Here is a 19350-nt window from a genome sequence, read left to right on the forward strand (position 1 = left end):
TAATGGAAAAACTAAAAAACATACATCCCGGAGAAATTTTGTTGGAAGAATTTTTAATTCCGTTAAACATTACGCCTTATCGTTTGTCTAAAGATTTAAAAATTCCGCAAACCAGAATTTCTGAAATTATTAAAGGAAATCGTAGAATCACTGCTGATACTGCTTTGCGACTAAGTCATTATTTTGGAAATTCGGCTAAATTTTGGCTTGGTCTTCAGAACGATTTTGATATCGAAGAAGAAGAATCAAACAAAGGTCAGGAATTGAAATCGATTAAACGTTACGATTTAAAAGAAGCAGTTTAATGATTTCTATTTTTGATATTTCTCTTAAATTAAATGGTTTTCCAATAAAAGAAGCCCAAGCCGAATTGGATAAAATCGTAAATTTATCCGAAGAAGAATATGTTCTTTTTCTTCAAAATAAAAAAGAAGAAATTGTGGCTTTTCATTTGAAAAACAATGCTTTTTATGCCGAATTAGTTGGTAATGAAAAAGTTGACAAATGGGAAGATCTGCCCATTTTGAACAAACAAAATCTACAAAAACCTCTTGAAGAAAGACTTTCAAAAGGTTATTCTATAAAAAATGTTTACTGTAACAAAACGTCCGGATCAAGCGGAACTCCTTTTGTATTTGCCAAAGACAAATATTGTCATGCGTTAACATGGACCTCAATTTTTATGCGTTTTGGCTGGTATAAAATCGATTTTAATCATTCGTATCAAGCCCGTTTTTATGGCATTCCGATGGATTTTATTGGATATCAAAAAGAACGGATCAAAGATTTTTTGACCCATCGTTTTAGGTTTCCTGTTTTTGACTTATCTGATCTTGTTCTGGAAAAATTCCTTGGGAAATTCAAAACTAAAAAATTCGATTATATCAACGGTTATACGAGTTCGATTGTTTTATTTGCAAAATACTTAGAACAGAAAAACATTATTTTAAAAGAAATCTGTCCCACTTTAAAAGCTTGTTTTGTTACTTCGGAAATGCTTTTTGAATTGGATAAAAAACTCTTAGAAAAACAATTCGGAATTCCGATTATCAATGAATATGGCGCATCAGAACTGGATTTAATTGCTTTTGAAAACCCAACCGGAGAATGGCAAATAAATGCTGAAACACTTTTTGTCGAGATTCTAGACGAAAATAATACTGTTCTCCCTTACGGAAAAGAAGGCCGTATTGTGATTACTTCTTTGTTTAATAAAGCGCATCCGTTTATACGATATGAAATTGGTGATATTGGGATTTTAGATGAAAAAAGTACACCACAAAAACCAATTCTTAAAAAACTAATTGGAAGAACCAATGATGTTGCAATCTTACCAAGCGGGAAAAAATCTCCAGGATTGACCTTTTATTATGTAACGAAAAGCATTATTGAAGATGACGGAAATGTAAAAGAATTTATTATCAAACAAACTCAATTAGATACTTTTGAAATTGAATATGTGAGTGATCGTGAATTAGATATTGCTCAAATTCAAAAAATAGAAAAGGCAATTACGGTATATTTAGAGCCTAACTTAAACTTCACTTTTATCCGAAAAATGGTTTTAGAAAGAAACAAAAGTGGAAAACTAAAACAATTTAAATCTTATTTATAATATAAATAAAATCTTATATTTGTTTTTGCAAATAAAAAACTCATGGACGATCAATCTTTGCCTTCTGAAGAAACTATTTCTAATAAAACATATTATATCCGCAATCAAAAAGTAATGCTTGATCGTGATTTGGCTTTACTTTACGGAATTGAAACTAAAGTTCTAAAACAATCCGTCAAAAGAAATATTTCAAGATTTCCTGAGGATTTTATGTTTGAATTATCACAAACTGAATTTAATAGCTTGAGGTCACAAATTGTGACCTCAAGTTGGGGAGGAACTAGAATATTTCCTTTTGCTTTCACTGAACATGGCATTCTAATGTTATCAAGCGTTCTAAAAAGCGACAAAGCAATTCAAACCAATATTCAAATCATGCGAATTTTCACCAAAGTGAGACAAATGCTTTTGGATACAACAGAAATTAAGGTTGATATCCTACAGATTCAAAAGAAGTTAGAGAATCACGATAAGAATATTGAACTGGTTTTTTCTTATTTAGATGAATTGACTGAAAAGAAAGAAGATGAAAATGAAAGAGTGAAAATTGGCTATAAAAAATAATATTTAATTTTCAAGGTCGCAAATTGCGACCTCCAATTCTGACAAGATAAGCTTTGATATACTCCAAAAATCATTTAAACATTCAAGAAAGTACTTCAATTTATCCAGATTCCAATTTAAACTTTACTTTTGCCAAAAGAAAGTTTTTAGAAAGAATCCAATCCAATTATGAAAATCACTATAATAGCTGGCGCAAGACCTAATTTTATAAAAATTGCACCCATTATTAACGCCATAAAAAGCAAGCAAAAGGAAGGTTTTGATGTTTCTTTTCGATTGGTTCATACCGGTCAGCATTACGATAAAAACCTAAGTGATACTTTTTTTGAAGAATTAAATATTCCTAAACCTAATGTAAATCTAGAAGTAAAAAGTGGTTCACAGGCAGAACAAACTGCTGCCATTATGATTGCTTTTGAAAAAGAATTACTTCAAAACCCTTGCGATTTGGTTTTGGTTGTTGGCGATGTCAATTCGACTATGGCGTGTTCGATCGTGGCTAAAAAATGCAATACAAAAGTAGCACATGTCGAAGCAGGAATTCGTTCCGGAGATTTAACGATGCCGGAAGAAATCAACAGAATGCTGACCGATAGCATTACAGATTACTTTTTTACAACCTCAGCTTCGGCCTCAAAAAATTTACTAAAACTGGGTTCAGATCCAGAGAATGTTCATTTTGTAGGTAATGTAATGATTGATACTTTATATCAAAATATCAATAGAGCTTCGGCTCCTGATTTTTGGAAAGAACATAATCTTAGCGAAAAAAATTATATCATTCTAACCTTGCATCGCCCCGGAAATGTTGATGAAGTTTCGTCACTTCTTGAACTTCTTCACGGTATTGATGATTTGGTTGACGACAAAAAAATACTTTTCCCAATTCATCCAAGAACACAGGCAATTTTGAGTGAAAGCGAAACCAAATTTAAAAACATCATTTTTGTTGCACCTCAAGGTTACTTAAACTTCATGTATTTAATCAAAAATAGTTTTGCTGTTATTACAGATAGCGGAGGGATTTCTGAAGAGACAACTGTAATGGGAATTCCGTGTTTTACGATGCGAAATAATACTGAAAGACCTGAAACAGAAACTATTGGTTCTAATACAATTGTAGGAACATCATTAGAAAATTTGCAAAATGTCTTTGGTTTGTTCTTAAAAAATGGTCCACGAAAAAGTGGTATTCCGGAATTATGGGACGGGAAAGCATCAGAAAGAATTATTTCTCTTTTATTGGATAAAAAATAATGAAAGACATTTTAATTATATCCAATTATTATCCGCCCGAAAAAGGCGCTGCCGCAAATAGAATTGAACAACTGGCTTTGAAATTAAATCAAAACGGTTATGAAGTTTCGGTAATTTCACCGTTACCCAATTATCCAAAAGGCGAATTGTTTCCAGAATACAAAGGTCGTTTTTGGGTTACCGAAAAGATTCAGAACATTACCTTAAAACGTCTCTGGATTTATCCCAGCAATAGTTCGAATATCTTTAAACGAATTGTTTCGACTCTTTCTTTCTCAACGACTTTATTTTTCTATTTGTTGTTTGCCAAAACTCCCAAAAAAGTTATTGTGCAATCGCCACCACTGTTGCTTTCTTTTATTTCGGTATTAGTACTTTGGCTTAAGCGTAAAACTATAATTCTAAATGTATCTGATCTTTGGCCAACAGCTGCCATTGAACTCGGAGTGTTGAAGAAAAACAGTGTTTCGCACAAAGTTTTGCTATTTATAGAACGTTTTATTTACAAAAAAGCAACGCATATTTTTGGACAATCGAATGAAATTATTGCACACATCCATTCTATCTTTCCAGAGAAAAAATGCTTTTTGTATCGCAATTATCCAGATCATTTTACAGAAGATTTTCTGGAGGAAAAAGACAATTCGAACGAACCAATTAAATTGTTTTATGCCGGATTGCTTGGTGTTGCTCAGGGTGTTTTTGAACTCATACAGCAATTGAATTTAGAAAGTGATAATATCGAATTGCATATTTTTGGCGATGGTGCAGAGAAAGCTCAGATTGTAAATTACCTGAATGAAAATCTGTCAAAAAAAATAATTTTTCATGGCATGTTAGAACGCAATGTTCTGCACGAAAAATTAAAAAATTTAGATATTGCTCTTGTACCGCTTAAAACAAGAATTTATGGTTCTGTTCCTTCAAAAATATTTGAATATAGTGCATTAGGATTTCCTGTGTTTTATTTTGGTGGTGGTGAAGGTGAAAATATCGTTGAAGACAATAATCTGGGATGGGTTGTTCCTGTAGAGGATTTTCAGCAATTGAATGCTACTTTAATCGAAATTTCGGAATTAGGAAAAGAAAACATTCAAAACAGGAAAAAGACTATTTTTCTTCACGCCAAAAGTCATTTTAATCTTGATCAGCAAATAAAGGAACTTATTGAAAGTAATGCTTTCTAGTAAATCGTTTAAAAAGAAAATGGGCAAATATCCAATAGATATTTGCCCGTTTTTTTATTTTATATAATTCGAAAAATCTTTGTGTTCTTCTTTTGATAATTCTTCTTTAGAAAGTGATCTGAAATAATCGTATGTAATTTTCATTCCTTCAGAGCGGCTCACTTTTGCTTCCCAACCCAATAACTCTTTTGCTTTTGTGGTGTCTGGCTGGCGCTGTAACGGATCATTTACAGGTAAGGGATGATAGACTACCTTTTGATTGGTTCCGGTTAATTTAATGATCTCTTCTGCAAAATCTTTAATGGTAATTTCGTCCGGGTTTCCAATATTTACAGGATATACATAATCTGAGTGTAATAATCTAAAAATACCTTCGACCTGATCATCTACATAACAAAAAGAACGGGTTTGCATTCCGTCTCCAAAAATCGTTAGATCTTCGCCTCGTAAAGCCTGACCAATAAATGCAGGTATTACACGTCCGTCGTTTAATCGCATTCTTGGTCCGTAGGTATTAAAAATGCGAACGATTCTGGTTTCTACACCGTGAAACGTGTGATATGCCATTGTAATTGATTCCTGGAAACGTTTTGCTTCATCATAAACACCTCTTGGTCCAATTGTATTTACGTTTCCGTAATATTCTTCGGTTTGTGGATGAACCAGCGGATCTCCATAAACTTCAGAAGTTGAAGCAATCAAAATCCGGGCTTTTTTAACTCGTGCTAATCCTAACAAATTATGTGTTCCAAGAGATCCTACTTTTAAGGTCTGAATTGGAATTTTTAAATAATCTATTGGACTTGCGGGTGACGCAAAATGTAATATATAATCTAAATCACCCGGAATGTGTACAAACTTGGTGATGTCATGATGGTAAAATTCGAAATTCTCTAATTTGAATAAATGTTCTATATTTTTAAGATCTCCCGTAATCAGATTATCCATTCCAATAACATAATAGCCCTCTTTAATGAATCGGTCACACAAATGTGATCCTAAAAAACCTGCAGCTCCGGTAATAAGTATTCTTTTCATAGTAATTATTTATACTTGGCAAATGTAACTGATTTCAAAATTATAAAAATATATTTGAGTTGATCTTTTCAAACTATCCTGCTTTAAAAAGTTTATATTTCTCTTCGACAAAAGCTTTCATTTCTTTTTCAAAACGTTTCTTGGTAAATTTCTGAGCATGTTCACGAATTGTTTTTGGATCAAATTGCATGTTTTCGAAACTAATGACCGCTTCTCTTATTTTTAGAGCTGATTGTTCCTGAAAAAAAACGCCTGTCTTATTTTCAACAACTGTCTCGAGTGTTCCGCCTTTACCAAAAGCAATTACGGGAGTTCCGCAAGCTTGTGCTTCGACCGGAATGATTCCAAAATCTTCTTCGGCAGCAAAAACAAATGCTTTGGCTTTTTGCATATATTTTTTTAATATACTAACCTCTACAAAGCCTACAAATTCTATATTACTTTTCGCTATTTTTTGAAGTTTTTCGAACTCTGGTCCGTCGCCGGCAACAATCAATTTTAAATGAGGTAATTCATTAAAAGCCTCGACTATTAGTTGTGTCTTTTTATAAGAAACTAATCGGGAAGCCGTAAAATAATAATCCTCCTTTTGTTCCTCCAGACTAAAAAAATCAACATCGACCGGTGGATAAATAACGGTTGATTCGCGGTTGTAAACCTTCTTTATTCTTTGCGAAATATGATTGGAGTTGGCAATAAAGTAATCAACGCTTTCAGAATTTGAAACATCCCATTTTCTAATTTTGTTCAAAACATATTTTGCATAAACTCCCTTTAACCCTTTGTCTAATCCTGAATCTTTTAGATATTGATCTTTTAAATCCCAGGCATATCGCATAGGCGAGTGACAATAACAAATGTGCAATTGATTTTTATGCGTTTTAACACCCTTTGCCACTGCTGATGAAGAACTAATAATTAATTCGTAATCTTTTAGATCGAACTGTTCTATTGCGATTGGAAATAATTGTAAAAACTTTCTATGATTTTGTTTTGCCGTTGGTAGTTTTTGAATAAAACTTGTCTTGGCTTTTTTTCCATCTAAAATGTATGCGCGATCATTATCATCCAAAAAATCGATCAATGCAAAATGATCGGAGTCTTTCCAGATAGAATTTATAGAATGAATTACTTTTTCAGCACCTCCATTTACATAATACCAATCGCTAATTATTGCTTTTTTCATTTAAATTTTTGTTTTGAAAAAATAGTAAAGAATTAAAAAATCCAAAAAAGATAACGCCGTCATGTCTGCTTAAAATATTCTCAAAACAAAAATTAAGAAAAATGAAAAACACAAATGAAACATACATTCCTAATTTTCGATTAAAGGCTTTTTTAAGAAAATAAACCTGTGAAAATAAAAATAAAATAAGTCCAATAATTCCTGAAGACAAAATAATATTTAAATATTCATTATGCGAATTATAGCTAATGACTTTATAAGTATCTGTATTGGTAAACTTCTCATCGTAACACGATTGCAATTTAGTATCGACATCGCCTACACCATATCCTAAGACGGGTTGCTGTTTTAGGGCTTCGAAACTACAAAAATAGATTCCGTTTCTAATTTGTTCGTTGCTGATATTGGGATAGTTATCTTCGTACTTTCCTTCTGGAAAAGTGAAATTATAATTTTTTAATTTTTCGAATCTTTCGCCTATTCGATCTACTTTAGAAATAACCACTATGACCAAAATACTAACTATGATACTGGCAATTATCATTTGTTTTAGATTTTTGAATAAACAAAAAAAACATACAATAAGGGTCGCTGCAAAAGGCATTCTGGATGCTATAATATATTGCCAGTAGAAAAAATAGGCAATAAGCAATAAGGATATAATAATGAAGAAATACTTTTTTAATGAAATTTCGCTTTTAATTTTATAAACTAAAACAATCGTCGCAAAACCAATCCACATTGCTAAATAAGTTCCATGTACTTTTATTTTACTTTCGATAAGTTGTCTAAAATCCCAAAAATTTATACTTGAATTGTATAATTGGGGAAACAATGTTAGGTGCAGAAACAATAAAACTAACAAAACAGCTAAACAATAGGTATTTATGATTGTCCTGAATTGTTTCGCACTTAGAAATTGCTTGTCGTTGAATAAAAAAATTGCCGGAAATAAAACGGTTGGTAAAAGTCGAATTATAAACTTAACTCCTGTCTTCATATCACTGGTATAGAACAATGAAATTGTAAAAATTAAAAAGAGAGCAGAGAAAAGTAAGAGTTGTACTGTTTTGTCTTTGTTCCAGAATTTTTTTCCTTCTAAAATAAAATAACATACAGAAAATAAAAACCCACCAAACATTAAAACGCTTTCAACACCAGTTGGTAAGACCGGAAAGAGCGCTAATGCAATTAAAAAAAAATAGATAACTGAATTATTATGTCGTAAAATAAATTGTTTCATTCTAGTTTTTTGAAAGCTTTTAGATGTTTTTCTATCGACTTCTCCCAAGTAAATTTCTCTAATTGTTTCTCTCCTTCAGCAAATAAAAACTCATTGTTTGATGAATCTTCAATACTGCTTTTTATTATTTTGGCAAGCTCAACATAATCCTGCGGGTTAAAATAAACGACTGCTTCTCCCCCAATTTCCGGCAAACTTGCAGCATTTGAACTTAACACTTTTGTTTGGGTTGCAAGTGCCTCAAGAATAGGCAAACCAAAACCTTCGTAAAGTGACGGAAATACAAATAAACTTGCGTTATGATAAATTCCGGGAATTTCTAAATCGTCTATATAACCTGTAAATATAATCTGTTTTTGCAAATCATTACTTTCTATAAAACCCTCAATGTTATGATCCTGCGTTATGAACCCGTCTCTCCTGCCTATTAAAACCAATTTATATTTTGATTTAAATTCTTCTGAAAAAGTATTATACGCTTTTAATAAAACAATTAGATTTTTATGTGGCTTTATGTTACCAACGTACAAAATATAATTTTTAGGAAGTTTATTATTGCGCCCTGTTTTTATATTTTGAAATAACGATTTGTTCACACCACAGTATACAACTTTAATCTTCTGAGCATTGGCTTGAGTATATTTTAAGATTTCGCTTTTTGAAAATTCTGAAACCGTAAAAATTAAACTTGCTTTTTTAACTGCATTTTTAAATAATATCCCTGCGTATTTTTTCTTTAAATACGAAATTGCCGCACCATTTGTCAAATGATATACATCATGAATTGTGGTGACTATTTTTTTTGCCTTTACTGGTAAAAGAGGCACATTAAAATGTGGACACCACAAGATATCACATTCCGGAATTATCGATGGATACTGAAATTGCTCTTTTAAAGAATAAATATCAGCATTAAACTCGATTATTTTTACCTCAGTACTCCAATCAAAAGACTTTATTTCCTGAGTATTGCCTAAAACCAGAACCTCATCAAAAGCTTGTAAAATTCCAGGAATTACATTCTTTAAATAAGTTCCAATGCCAGACGCATTTATTAACCGAATATCAATTACTAATTTCATCTATATAATTGTTTCTGTAAGCCAAAATAACGGCAAGTAATACCCAAGGATATAAAAAGTAAATTTGTACTCCAAAGCAATAAATCAGTAAAAAACCAAGCACTAAAACGATCCCTTTATTTATGCTCCTTATTTCGTAATACACGCCATAAACTATAAACATAAAGAAGAAAAAACCAAGCAATCCCATTTCTACAATAATATCAATAATACCACCAAATCCGTGTGCATCGATATCTATGACTTCTTTTGGTGGTTTAGGGAAAAAAGTTCGATACTCGGCATTATTTCGCAATAACGGATAATTACCAAGACCAATACCAAAAATTGGATTTTCTTCTATCATATTAGGAACAATATAAACTCCTGAAACTCGCCCTAAGATTAAATTAATATCCTCAGGTCTTTCTTTTACAGATTGTTTTACCCTGTTTAATTCTGTTACATACATTGCACTTATGTTCATAAACAAGAGATAGAATCCAGTCAAAAAAACGAGCATTATTGGAAATATAAAGGCTCTTAACTTATTTTTTAAAATCTCAAAATTGAACAACGCAATCCAAATTACAACAAATAAAATTCCTGCTTTTGATCGGGCAAAAAAAGCAATAATTATAAATAAAAACAATTGTTTAAGAAGTCTTTTGTTTGTGTTATCCTGAAAAAAAGAAAGCATAAAAATAAAAGAAAGCATTAGTCCAAAAGGACCACCTTCATTATAAAGTCCTCTTAATCTATTACTATCGTATATAACGATACTATTGTGTATGGGTAGTAAACCTATTTTGACAAATATATATATCAAAAAGAAAAAAGCCGTGATCAGAACATTCCAATCCACTAGATAATCAATTATCTTTTTAGATTGATCTGTATTCCTTTTAAACAGTCGAAACGTAATTATGCATAAACTAATACAGGAAATTAGCTCAAAATAGCGACCAATCGTGATAACATAGGGTGCTTTAAATTTTGAGGGTCCAAGTATGTCAAAATGATGTGTGGAAGTGATAATAAGCCCTAAAATGGCTTCGATAGTAAAGAAAACGAAAAAGTAGAATATAAATTTATTAACTGATTTTTTTAAAAGAAATGGCGTTATTAACAACAATAAAACTTCAGAAATTTTTACAAATCCTACTTTAACATCAGGTGTCTGAATACAAAACGTAATCAAACAAATTGTCAAAATCAATTTAAGATTAATGGTATTTATTTTCACTTCTGGTAAAATCGTTTTATAATTTGAGCTTCCTTATTTATTTTTTAAGTTGAACCTCAACATTATATGCTGGTGCAAAACTGCGAAAGAATGTTTCTTCATAAACTTTTCTGGTGGTATCATTAATATTTACCCAAATAAGAACTGGCCAGTTTAAAGGGTTTTTATGCATAAATGTTATTTTTGAAGATACCAATTCGCTAAACTGAAAATCAAAATAATAATTACGACGGTACCTGATATTGTCAACAAAAAAGCTAAATGTCCGGAACGAAAACATTTTTTTATGCGTGGGATCAATAAAATTATTACTGGACGTAAAATGAGGCACTCTAATTTCTACAATTCCGCCTGGTTTTAAAATCCTGTGAATTTCTTTCAAAACCCTTATGTATTCTACATGTTCTAAAACATCGTTGCATAAAATATATTCAAAAAAGTTGTCCTCAAACGGAAGTTGGCTGTTTTCAATATCGCAAACTACATCAACACCTGGCAATTGCGCTATATCTAAATTTACAAATCCCTCTTTAATATCATTTCCGCAGCCTATATTAAGCTTATTTGTCATTTTTCAAGAAGTTAAGTTTTGGGAATTTTAATGTTAAAATTGTCCATAAAGATATAGAAATAAACAATTCTGTAATATAAATTCCTGTTGCCATACCATAGATTCCAAATTTCTTTGATAGAATTGCATTTAATCCAACATTCAATACTACAGAAAATATCATAATCAAGGTTACTCTTTTTTGCTTGTTAAAAACCATAAATGTCATATATGGTACCATATTTAAAACCACTACAAAAGGAATCCAGGCATTATAAATTAAAAAATTACTACAGGCTAATCGATTGGTTTTTAAAAAATAAGAGACGATCAAATCTGAAAAACCAGTTAAAAACAATCCGGCAATAATCATTGAAATCAATAAAAAGACAAATAATTTTTGGGCAAATAATTTATAATCCAGAATACTTTTGGCTGCCAATTCGCAAGCTTTTGGAAAAATACTCTGAATGATAAAAGAACCACAAAATTTAGCAACCAATATAATTTTTTCGACCACACAGTAAATTCCCAGAGCATACTCATTTACAAATAAACCTAAAATCATAGGGTTAAGATAAGCGTTTGCATTAATAGAAATGACCTGTATAAAAATAGCAAAGCCTGTTATAATTTCATTTTTAACAGCTAATAAATCAGGTTTGTAAAACTTCCATTTCATTCTAAAAATTAAAATAATGATCGAAAAAAAGCAAGTCAAAAAATCAGATGCTCCAATAGTTAAATTCACTAAAAATAAATTATTGATATCTTGGAGAAAAAAGTAAATTATTAAAAAACTTACTACTTTACACACCATAAAAAAGTAGAAAAAATACTTGATTTTATGCAACGATCTTAATATCCATAGCGGATTAAAAGCTCGGCCAACTAATATTGATAATGACGAAAAGTACAAAAACGAATACTCATTTGCTTTGGGTAAAAAAGCATAAATTGCTATCGAAAAAACAAGAGCTATTATAAAGAGAAAGGCTTTTGTATAACCAATTACAAAAAAATGCCTGTTTGCAAATTGTTTGTTTTCCTGGTTTAAAGTAACATCCCGCGTTGCATTAATATTAAAACCATAATCTGTGATTGAGGCAATAAAAATAAAAACAGACTGAAACAAAATAACTAAACCAAAACCCTCAAGACCACATTTTTTTATGATTATTGGAGAAATTAACAACGGATAAATAAAGTTGACAAAATTGATCGAAAACAAAAAAAAGGAGGAATTGATATGCCTTTTATTTGCAACAATCGTTTCTGCAAATTTACTTTTAAACATTTTTTGAGCGTTAATACTAAAGGTTTTTTTGAGATTGTTTTCTATAAAATGCCTTAAAAAGAAAAATAAAACTAAACATCAAAATAAATAAAATTGGCAAAACAATTTTTAGCTTTCCATTAATAGAGTGCATGTTTTTAATATTTAAAGTAACATTAATCTCTTTTATCGTTTTATCTGATCTTAATAATTTTAATCTGTTTTCTCCCTGGTCAGCAATTAATTTTTGTTTGTTTTTTAAAATATCATTCAATTGAATGTTTTCGTTATAATAAACCAGTTTATCATTTTTTGCAGCGTTTTTTACTGTACTCGTAAAACCACTTAAAACATTGTCAATCTGAGTAATTATCGTATCGTTTTGAGCAATTTCCTGTTCCAGATTTTTGAATCCTGTTTTTTGAACTGAGTCAAAATATTCTGAACTATTCAGGTATTTTAGTAATGGTTTTATAAATCCGTTTTCATCAACGATTTCATTCGAAATAAATGAAATTGCATGATACGTATAGTTTTTACTGGTTACATTGTCTACTAAAACTTTATTGATATCGCCATCTTCTGCCATTAATTTTATAAGCTCAAAGTTTTGTTCTTTGTCTTCAATAAATTTAAAAGCATCAGAAATGGGCTTAATTTCGATTTTACTTATTTTTTTGGGCTGCGAAATCCCAACGACCTCTTTTAGAAAAACAGTATCACCGGCAATAATTTTTGCGTCGAGTAAATCTATTTTAGCATAGAGATAATCTGCACTTCCAAAATTTGGTGTTACAATGACCTCATTTTGAAATGATTTTTTATTGGAGTCCAGGTACCAGCCTAATCCAAATCCTACTATAAATAGAGACAGAACAATAATCCAGTTTCGAACAAAAAAATGAATCGATCTAAAAGTATAGACGTTGATTCTATCGAAAAATCCGCCTATACTTTTTGAAATTTGAAAGATATCAATCTCTTGATCTTCATTATTCTGGGGTACTTTTGTACTCATTTATTGTTTTTATTTTACGTTGAAAATTTGCTCTAAAATTTTAATAGTAATCAAATAAGTTGGTTTCACACCCGTAGTTCCTAATCCGCCGGATGCTAATGTACTACCGGTTTCAAGAGGATTATCTGAGGCATAATAGGCATAACGAACTTTAATATCATGCGGTACGCTTTTTCTGATTTTTGATGCAGACTGAATTGCTTTTTGATAATAAGAACCTTCCATTTCTAGTCCAATTACTCCCCAGGTCGATTCGTGAAAGAATTTCAGTAAATCTCTGTTTTGCAATGACGTTCCTAACACGGTAACCATTGCGCCTTCAAAAACTGCAATATCGTTTCCTTCAAACATGGCACCTGTCAATTCATTTTCGAAGAAATAATTATCCGCCGTTCCTTCGTTTATATGTGCTGTCGGGATCATGATATCTCCTTTTCCGCCTTCCAGAATTCCGGCTTTACCCATTATCGAAACTGATTTTACATTTAGTAAAGTTTCTTTTTTATAAGGTTTTAAAAGTTCGTCAATCGTTTCGTAAGCTTGCTCACCAAAAGCATAATCCATTACAACAATAACCGGTGCTGCTTCGTCAAGAACTGCTTTAGGAAAAGCTGTTTTTGCCCAATCAATTTTTGCGGTGTCAAAAATCTGCACATCGATATTCGTTCCTGAACTATCAAGAAGCGAAATCATACCATTTTTTAAGGCCAGTTCTTCGACCTGGCTTCTAATTTCTTTAGCGCCGGATTTACTTAACTCTTCATAAATATAAAAATCAGATTTGTCTTTGAATTTTGTTTTCAGCAACGGTGTTGCAAAAATAGAATTCATCACACTATGCATGTTGGCACTAATTACGTGTATTGGACGTTTTAAAAGGTTATTTGCCTTTAGAACTTCCTTGATATTAGTAGCCCAGATTTCACCGTGAATATGGTGTCCTAAACGTTCTCTTAATACGGGACTAAAAGTTATGGTACGTTTATTATTGTCAATAACTTCTTCTATGGCTAGTTTTCCTAACCAATAAATAACGTGCAAGAAACGATCCGGAGCGTTTTCTGACCCAAAAGCGTCATAAATATCAAGAACCTCCTCAAAAGTTCGTGCCAGAATATTGGCAACATGCGAGATTGCTTTTTCCTTTTCGATTTGCGAAAGCTTTTTAGTCTGTAAAACCGCTTGCTCCAGTTTCATCCAATCGCGCGAAACTTCGCCGCCATCGTCTAATAAAACTCTATTTTTTATTTTATGCGATTCGATAAAGATAAACGTCAAATGCGTCAAAATATCATATATGTCTGATCGCCCGCGGGTGATTTCAACATTCATTTGTTCCTCATCGATTCTATAGCAATTTCTTCTTCTTTTTGGAGGAACAATTGCCTGAAAATGGGATCTCGAGTATCCTTCATCTGAAGTTAAATTAATAAAGCGACATTGTTCGATTCCTATTGGTAAACGTTCTATAACATACAAAAGCCCGTTAAGTTCTACTTTTTCTTCGCCTATATTTCCGTAAATTTCAGGACGTAATGCCAATAAAGATTCACGTAAACTATCCCCAGAAACTCCCATTGGTTTATAAAAACCACGGTTGAATAAATGGCGCATTGTAATGTACATTTTTTCGATTGCTGCAGATGATTCCTGTGCTCTTGATCTTGATATATGTTTGGTTTCTTTCATGCTGTTTTATTTTAAAAATCTTCTTTTTAAGAAGCGGTAATGTGTATTTTTTATCGAACGAAATTAGTAATTAAAAATTAAAGCTTTATTATCTTAAAACTAATATCAAATTGTTTTTTATTTATAATCCTCAAAATTAACTTCTATTTTTTGAAAATTTTGATCTTTTAGTAACATTAAATTTATTTTGTTGAGACATTCCTGATGGTCATCTGACAGTATAAAAGCAAAGCCCCAAATGTCTTTTGAAATAGAAAAAGAACCAATCTCTGAACTAACATCGAATATATATTCGTCATTCATCCAAAGGTCACTAATTTTATCAACTATGGGATTTATTTCTGTTATAGAATCAAAAAAATCTGAAAAAAACGCTTCATTTTCGGCCCCGCCAAAGATCTCAATTAATAATTTTTGAGATTTGTAGGCTGGTCTTAAATGATATTTATATTTCATAAATACAAATTTTTCGCTATTTCAAATTATCCGCAATATCTCTGTTATTCGATAATCTCGGAATTTTATTCTGTCCTCCTAATTTCCCTTGTGATTTCATGTACTCCTGAAACCCGTTTTTCGAAACTTTGGTCACGACTACTTTTCTAAGTACATTTCCGGTAATAAGGTCATCGTAATAAATATTTTGTTTTCGCATTGAATCATCAAGCGCTTCGGCAAAAGTCTCGATGTTTTCCGGTTCTGTTTCAAATTCTACCAACCATTCATGATAAGGTAATCCGCTTGAAGGATTAATTTGTGGTGCAACAGTAAATTCGTTGATTACAATTTTGGTTCCTTCTGTTGCTTCTTTCATTGCCTTTTCGACCTCGTTGGCAATAACGTGTTCTCCAAAAGCCGAAATATAATGTTTGATTCGTCCGGAAACGATCACTTTATGCGGAAACAATGAAGTAAACTGCACTGTATCACCAATATTATAACGCCAAAGTCCGGCATTTGTCGAAACAATCAAGGCATAATTAACACCAATTTCTACTTCTCCAACGGTATAACTTTTTGGGTTTTCTGAAAAAAATTCGTCTGTTTTAATAAACTCATAGAAAATCCCGGAATTCAGTAACAGCAACATTCCTTTTTCTTTTTGAGAATTCTGATAGGCAAAAAATCCTTCAGAAGCCGGAAACAACTCAATGCTGTCTACCTTTCGCCCAATCATGTTTTCGAACTTGGCGCGATAAGGTTCGTAATTGACTCCTCCGTAAATAAACAAATTAAAATTCTTGAATAATTCGCCTATTTTCTTTCCTCCACTTTTTTCCTGCAAACGTTCAAAATACATCTGAACCCAGGACGGAATTCCCGAAATTATGGTCATGTCCTGTTCAATCGTTTCCTCAACAATAGCATTTACCTTCGTATCCCAATCTTCGATGCAATTGGTTTCCCAGGACGGCATTCGGTTTTTTTGAAGATATTTAGGTACAAAATGTGCCCCTATTCCGGATAATCTTCCAAATTTAATTCCGTATTTTTCAATTAAAATTGGACTTCCCTGCAGGAAAATCATTTTGCCATCGACAAAATCAGCATTTCCGGTTTCATATATATAATGCAAAATGGCATTTCGGGATGCTTCGATATGATAAGGCATTGATTCCTTGGTCAACGGAATGTATTTTGCTCCGGATGTTGTTCCGGATGTTTTGGCAAAATAAATAGGTTTCCCTTTCCACAGAATATTTTTTTCGCCCATTCGAACTTTGTCGATATAAGGTTTTAAATCCTCGTAATCGCGAATCGGGACACGTTTCCTGAAATCATGAACCGTTTTTATTTTATCAAAATGATGATCTGTACCAAACTGGGTTTCTTTTGCACTATTTATTAAACTTTTAAATACGGCTTGTTGTGTTTCAACCGGTTTATTGGCCCAAGCCTGAGTTTTATAGTATATTTTTGTCGCAAATAATTTTGCTGCTACTGATTTAATAGACATTTGTTCTGGTATTATTTCTTGTCACTTTTGTTTTTATTTCGCATTTTTTTACCCGACTCCTGCTCCATTTTGGTCACTTCTTCTCTTAATTTGATTTCCTCTTCAGACGGTTTCATATTTACCTCAGACGGTTCATCTGTTTCTCCTATAATCGAATCTTTATTGAATTTTGCATACTCTAATTCGCCTCTTAATACTTTCTGAATGCCTTTTATATAAGCTTCATTTTTCTTTAAAGCGGTTTCTAATGAGTCTGATTTAATGGCTAATTTGGTTGCATTCTTTTTTAATTCAGTCGAAGAATATCCCGGAATTAATTCGCGCAAAGGCGTAAAAGCAATGATAAAAGTAGTAATTAAAATTAAAAATATTCCTCCTAATGTGAACGTTACAAAAACATTCATCAAATTTAGTTTGAATGAAAAAATTTCTTCAAAAGTGTTTTCATTCAATATTACCAATCGGTTCTTGATGAATAAATTTTTTCTGAAATTGAATTTCTTCTTAGCCATTTATGGGTGTTTATACGAGCAAATATAATAATTAATCGTCTTGTTAATGCGACTCAAATTCTCCGCAATGCACTTAATTTACGATTTTATGGAATATTTAACGCTATAACAAACAAATATTTTAATCCAAATCCTGTTGTTCTTCGTATATTCTATATACATTTGCGGTACAATTAGAAAACAATTTGCTTCGGCATTAAATATACAAACCATGGGAAGATTAGGTCTTACAGAAATCCTCGTAATAGTAGGTATCGTTATATTACTTTTTGGAGGTAAAAAAATTCCGGAATTGATGAAAGGTTTAGGAAGCGGAATTAAAGAATTTAAGAACGCTGCTAAAGACGATCAAACTGCACCTGCGCCTCCTGTTAAAAAAGAAGAGGAAGAAATAAAATAAGTAATTTATTTACTGTATTTAAAACCCCAAATTACAAAATGTAGTTTGGGGTTTTGTTTTTATCTAAAAAATCTTACTTTTAGAGTCCCTAAATTAAATAACAATAATTATGAAAAACCTACTTCTGATTACTGTTGCTTTTTTGTGTCTCAAAAGTTATTCACAAAAGCAACCTTTTCCGGCAAATATTGTATTTGCTAATGGTCTAATGGCTTCAAACAAAAATAGCCAGGATGCCCAAAACAATTATAATACCTGGAAAACCAATTTTGTTGAAGCCTGTTCTAATGGCCGCTACCGAATAAAATTCGACAATCCTTCTGAAACTGTCTCCGAAGGAATTGGTTACGGAATGCTTCTTGCCGTTTATGCAACCGACAAAACACTTTTTGATGGGCTTTGGTTGTACTACAAAGACAATGTAAATTCTAACGGCGTAATGAATTGGAAAATTAATGGCTGTTCTGGAATTAATGGTGCTAATGGTGCTACAGATGCTGAACTTGATGCTGCTTTTGCCCTTATTGTTGCCGATTATCAATGGGCAAGTACCGGAACAATTAATTATAAAAACGATGCCAAAACTCTAATTGCCGCCATTAAGGCCTATGAAGTCGAAGCAAACACTTTTGTACTGAAACCCGGAGATCAATTTGGCGGAAGCCAGATTACCAATCCTTCTTATTTTTCTCCTGCCTATTACAGATCTTTTGGAACTTTTACGAACGATGCAACTTTTTGGAATCAGGTTGCTGCAAAATCGTATACTGTTATCAACAGTAACTTAACAGTAAATAATGCCGTTGGTGGCTTAGTTTCTGACTGGTGTCAGGCATCCGGCGCTTATTCTCCACAGGCTGGCGGATATAATAGAGAAGGAAAAACATATACTTATGATGCTGCCAGAACGCCTTGGCGAATTGCTGTTGATTATGTATGGTATGGCACGCCCGAAGCTAAAACATATGCTAAAAAATCGTCTGATTTTGTGCGTGTAAATCTGGGAGGGTCTGCAAATATCAAAGACGGATATAACCAGAACGGAACTTTAAACGGACAATGGCATAATGCAACTTTTGTTGGTGCTTTTGCCTGCGCTGCAATGGCGGGCGAGAATCAAGCACATTTAAATGCGTCTTACACAGATTTAAATCAGTTAAATGAGCCTAACAGCTATTTTAATCATACCTTAAAAACATTATATTCATTTTTATTAACGGGTAATTTTTATTTGCCGCAAACCCCTGCTACTTTATCAACAGGCAATTTTGATATCGAAAAAGCAACCGTTACTTTATATCCCAACCCAAGCAACGATAAATTTACCGTTTTTGCTCCCGAAAAATCAGTGATTTCAGTGATTTCTGCTCAAGGAAAAATAATCTCAGAACAAGAGGCAACAGCTGAAAACACCGAGATTAATTTAGCCAATCAGACTCCTGGTTTGTATTTAATAAAAATTACAAATGGCAGTAAAAGCGTTACTAAAAAAGTAATTCTAAAATAATCTAAAAACAGAAAATCCCAAATTACAATTGTAATTTGGGATTT

At 32.1% G+C, this 19350-nt stretch carries 19 protein-coding genes; 7 read left to right on the forward strand and 12 right to left on the reverse strand.

What is annotated here, in order from left to right; all coding sequences use genetic code 11:
• Window positions 1-2 precede the first annotated feature (2 nt).
• The 5 genes from B0A64_RS17620 (at window position 3) to B0A64_RS17640 (ending at window position 4623) form a co-directional block, all read left to right on the forward strand.
• The gene (locus tag B0A64_RS17620) at window positions 3-305 is read left to right on the forward strand and encodes a HigA family addiction module antitoxin (RefSeq protein WP_089480842.1); all 303 of its coding nucleotides are present in this window, start codon (window positions 3-5) and stop codon (window positions 303-305) included.
• Window positions 305-1615 (forward strand): phenylacetate--CoA ligase family protein, encoded by a 1311-nt coding sequence (locus tag B0A64_RS17625; protein ID WP_089480809.1) that lies wholly within the window; start codon window positions 305-307, stop codon window positions 1613-1615. The genes B0A64_RS17620 and B0A64_RS17625 overlap by 1 nt, the downstream gene beginning before the upstream one ends.
• A gap of 42 nt (window positions 1616-1657) precedes the next feature.
• Entirely contained in the window at window positions 1658-2179 is a 522-nt protein-coding gene (locus B0A64_RS17630) for an ORF6N domain-containing protein (protein ID WP_089480810.1), read from the forward strand.
• 168 nt (window positions 2180-2347) lie between these two features.
• Window positions 2348-3436 carry a non-hydrolyzing UDP-N-acetylglucosamine 2-epimerase gene (wecB, locus tag B0A64_RS17635; protein WP_089480811.1) on the forward strand — a complete coding sequence of 363 codons (1089 nt, stop codon included), beginning with the start codon at window positions 2348-2350 and terminating at the stop codon, window positions 3434-3436.
• On the forward strand, window positions 3436-4623 hold the full coding sequence (locus B0A64_RS17640; protein WP_089480812.1) for a glycosyltransferase family 4 protein: 1188 nt from the start codon (window positions 3436-3438) through the stop codon (window positions 4621-4623). The genes wecB and B0A64_RS17640 overlap by 1 nt, the downstream gene beginning before the upstream one ends.
• 54 nt (window positions 4624-4677) lie before the next feature.
• On the opposite strand, the gene B0A64_RS17645 is transcribed toward B0A64_RS17640, so the two are convergent.
• The 12 genes from B0A64_RS17645 to B0A64_RS17700 form a co-directional block, all read right to left on the reverse strand.
• Window positions 4678-5661 (reverse strand): UDP-glucuronic acid decarboxylase family protein, encoded by a 984-nt coding sequence (locus tag B0A64_RS17645; protein ID WP_089480813.1) that lies wholly within the window; start codon window positions 5659-5661, stop codon window positions 4678-4680.
• 73 nt (window positions 5662-5734) lie between these two features.
• Window positions 5735-6847: a glycosyltransferase gene (locus B0A64_RS17650; protein WP_089480814.1), complete on the reverse strand. Its 1113-nt coding sequence runs from the start codon at window positions 6845-6847 to the stop codon at window positions 5735-5737.
• On the reverse strand, window positions 6828-8090 hold the full coding sequence (locus B0A64_RS17655) for an O-antigen ligase family protein (RefSeq protein WP_123875932.1): 1263 nt from the start codon (window positions 8088-8090) through the stop codon (window positions 6828-6830). Before B0A64_RS17655 ends, B0A64_RS17650 begins: the two co-directional genes overlap by 20 nt.
• Window positions 8087-9172: a glycosyltransferase family 4 protein gene (locus tag B0A64_RS17660; protein WP_089480816.1), complete on the reverse strand. Its 1086-nt coding sequence runs from the start codon at window positions 9170-9172 to the stop codon at window positions 8087-8089. The genes B0A64_RS17655 and B0A64_RS17660 overlap by 4 nt, the downstream gene beginning before the upstream one ends.
• A complete protein-coding gene (locus tag B0A64_RS24960) occupies window positions 9156-10397 on the reverse strand; it encodes an O-antigen ligase family protein (RefSeq protein WP_123875933.1) in 1242 nt (413 codons plus the stop codon). The genes B0A64_RS17660 and B0A64_RS24960 overlap by 17 nt, the downstream gene beginning before the upstream one ends.
• Before the next feature lie 37 nt (window positions 10398-10434).
• Window positions 10435-10968, reverse strand: a complete 534-nt coding sequence (locus B0A64_RS17670) for a class I SAM-dependent methyltransferase (RefSeq protein ID WP_089480818.1) — start codon at window positions 10966-10968, stop codon at window positions 10435-10437.
• The gene (locus B0A64_RS17675) at window positions 10958-12244 is read right to left on the reverse strand and encodes an oligosaccharide flippase family protein (RefSeq protein ID WP_089480819.1); all 1287 of its coding nucleotides are present in this window, start codon (window positions 12242-12244) and stop codon (window positions 10958-10960) included. Before B0A64_RS17675 ends, B0A64_RS17670 begins: the two co-directional genes overlap by 11 nt.
• Before the next feature lie 16 nt (window positions 12245-12260).
• Complete coding sequence (locus B0A64_RS17680; RefSeq protein ID WP_089480820.1) at window positions 12261-13241, reverse strand: hypothetical protein; 981 nt, start codon at window positions 13239-13241, stop codon at window positions 12261-12263.
• 9 nt (window positions 13242-13250) lie between these two features.
• Entirely contained in the window at window positions 13251-14930 is a 1680-nt protein-coding gene (locus B0A64_RS17685) for a DUF6909 family protein (RefSeq protein WP_089480821.1), read from the reverse strand.
• A gap of 117 nt (window positions 14931-15047) precedes the next feature.
• Complete coding sequence (locus tag B0A64_RS17690; RefSeq protein WP_089480822.1) at window positions 15048-15386, reverse strand: hypothetical protein; 339 nt, start codon at window positions 15384-15386, stop codon at window positions 15048-15050.
• A gap of 16 nt (window positions 15387-15402) precedes the next feature.
• Window positions 15403-16887 carry a GH3 auxin-responsive promoter family protein gene (locus B0A64_RS17695; RefSeq protein WP_089480823.1) on the reverse strand — a complete coding sequence of 495 codons (1485 nt, stop codon included), beginning with the start codon at window positions 16885-16887 and terminating at the stop codon, window positions 15403-15405.
• 11 nt (window positions 16888-16898) lie between these two features.
• Complete coding sequence (locus B0A64_RS17700) at window positions 16899-17399, reverse strand: peptidase (protein ID WP_089480824.1); 501 nt, start codon at window positions 17397-17399, stop codon at window positions 16899-16901.
• 211 nt (window positions 17400-17610) lie between these two features.
• On the opposite strand from B0A64_RS17700, the gene B0A64_RS17705 reads away from it, so the two are divergent.
• Together B0A64_RS17705 and B0A64_RS17710 are read left to right on the forward strand one after the other, a co-directional pair.
• Entirely contained in the window at window positions 17611-17799 is a 189-nt protein-coding gene (locus B0A64_RS17705) for a Sec-independent protein translocase subunit TatA/TatB (protein ID WP_089480825.1), read from the forward strand.
• Between the two features lie 109 nt (window positions 17800-17908).
• Complete coding sequence (locus B0A64_RS17710; RefSeq protein ID WP_089480826.1) at window positions 17909-19306, forward strand: glycosyl hydrolase family 8; 1398 nt, start codon at window positions 17909-17911, stop codon at window positions 19304-19306.
• Window positions 19307-19350 lie beyond the last annotated feature (44 nt).

The organism is Flavobacterium araucananum, assembly GCF_002222055.1.
Lineage (GTDB): Bacteria > Bacteroidota > Bacteroidia > Flavobacteriales > Flavobacteriaceae > Flavobacterium > Flavobacterium araucananum.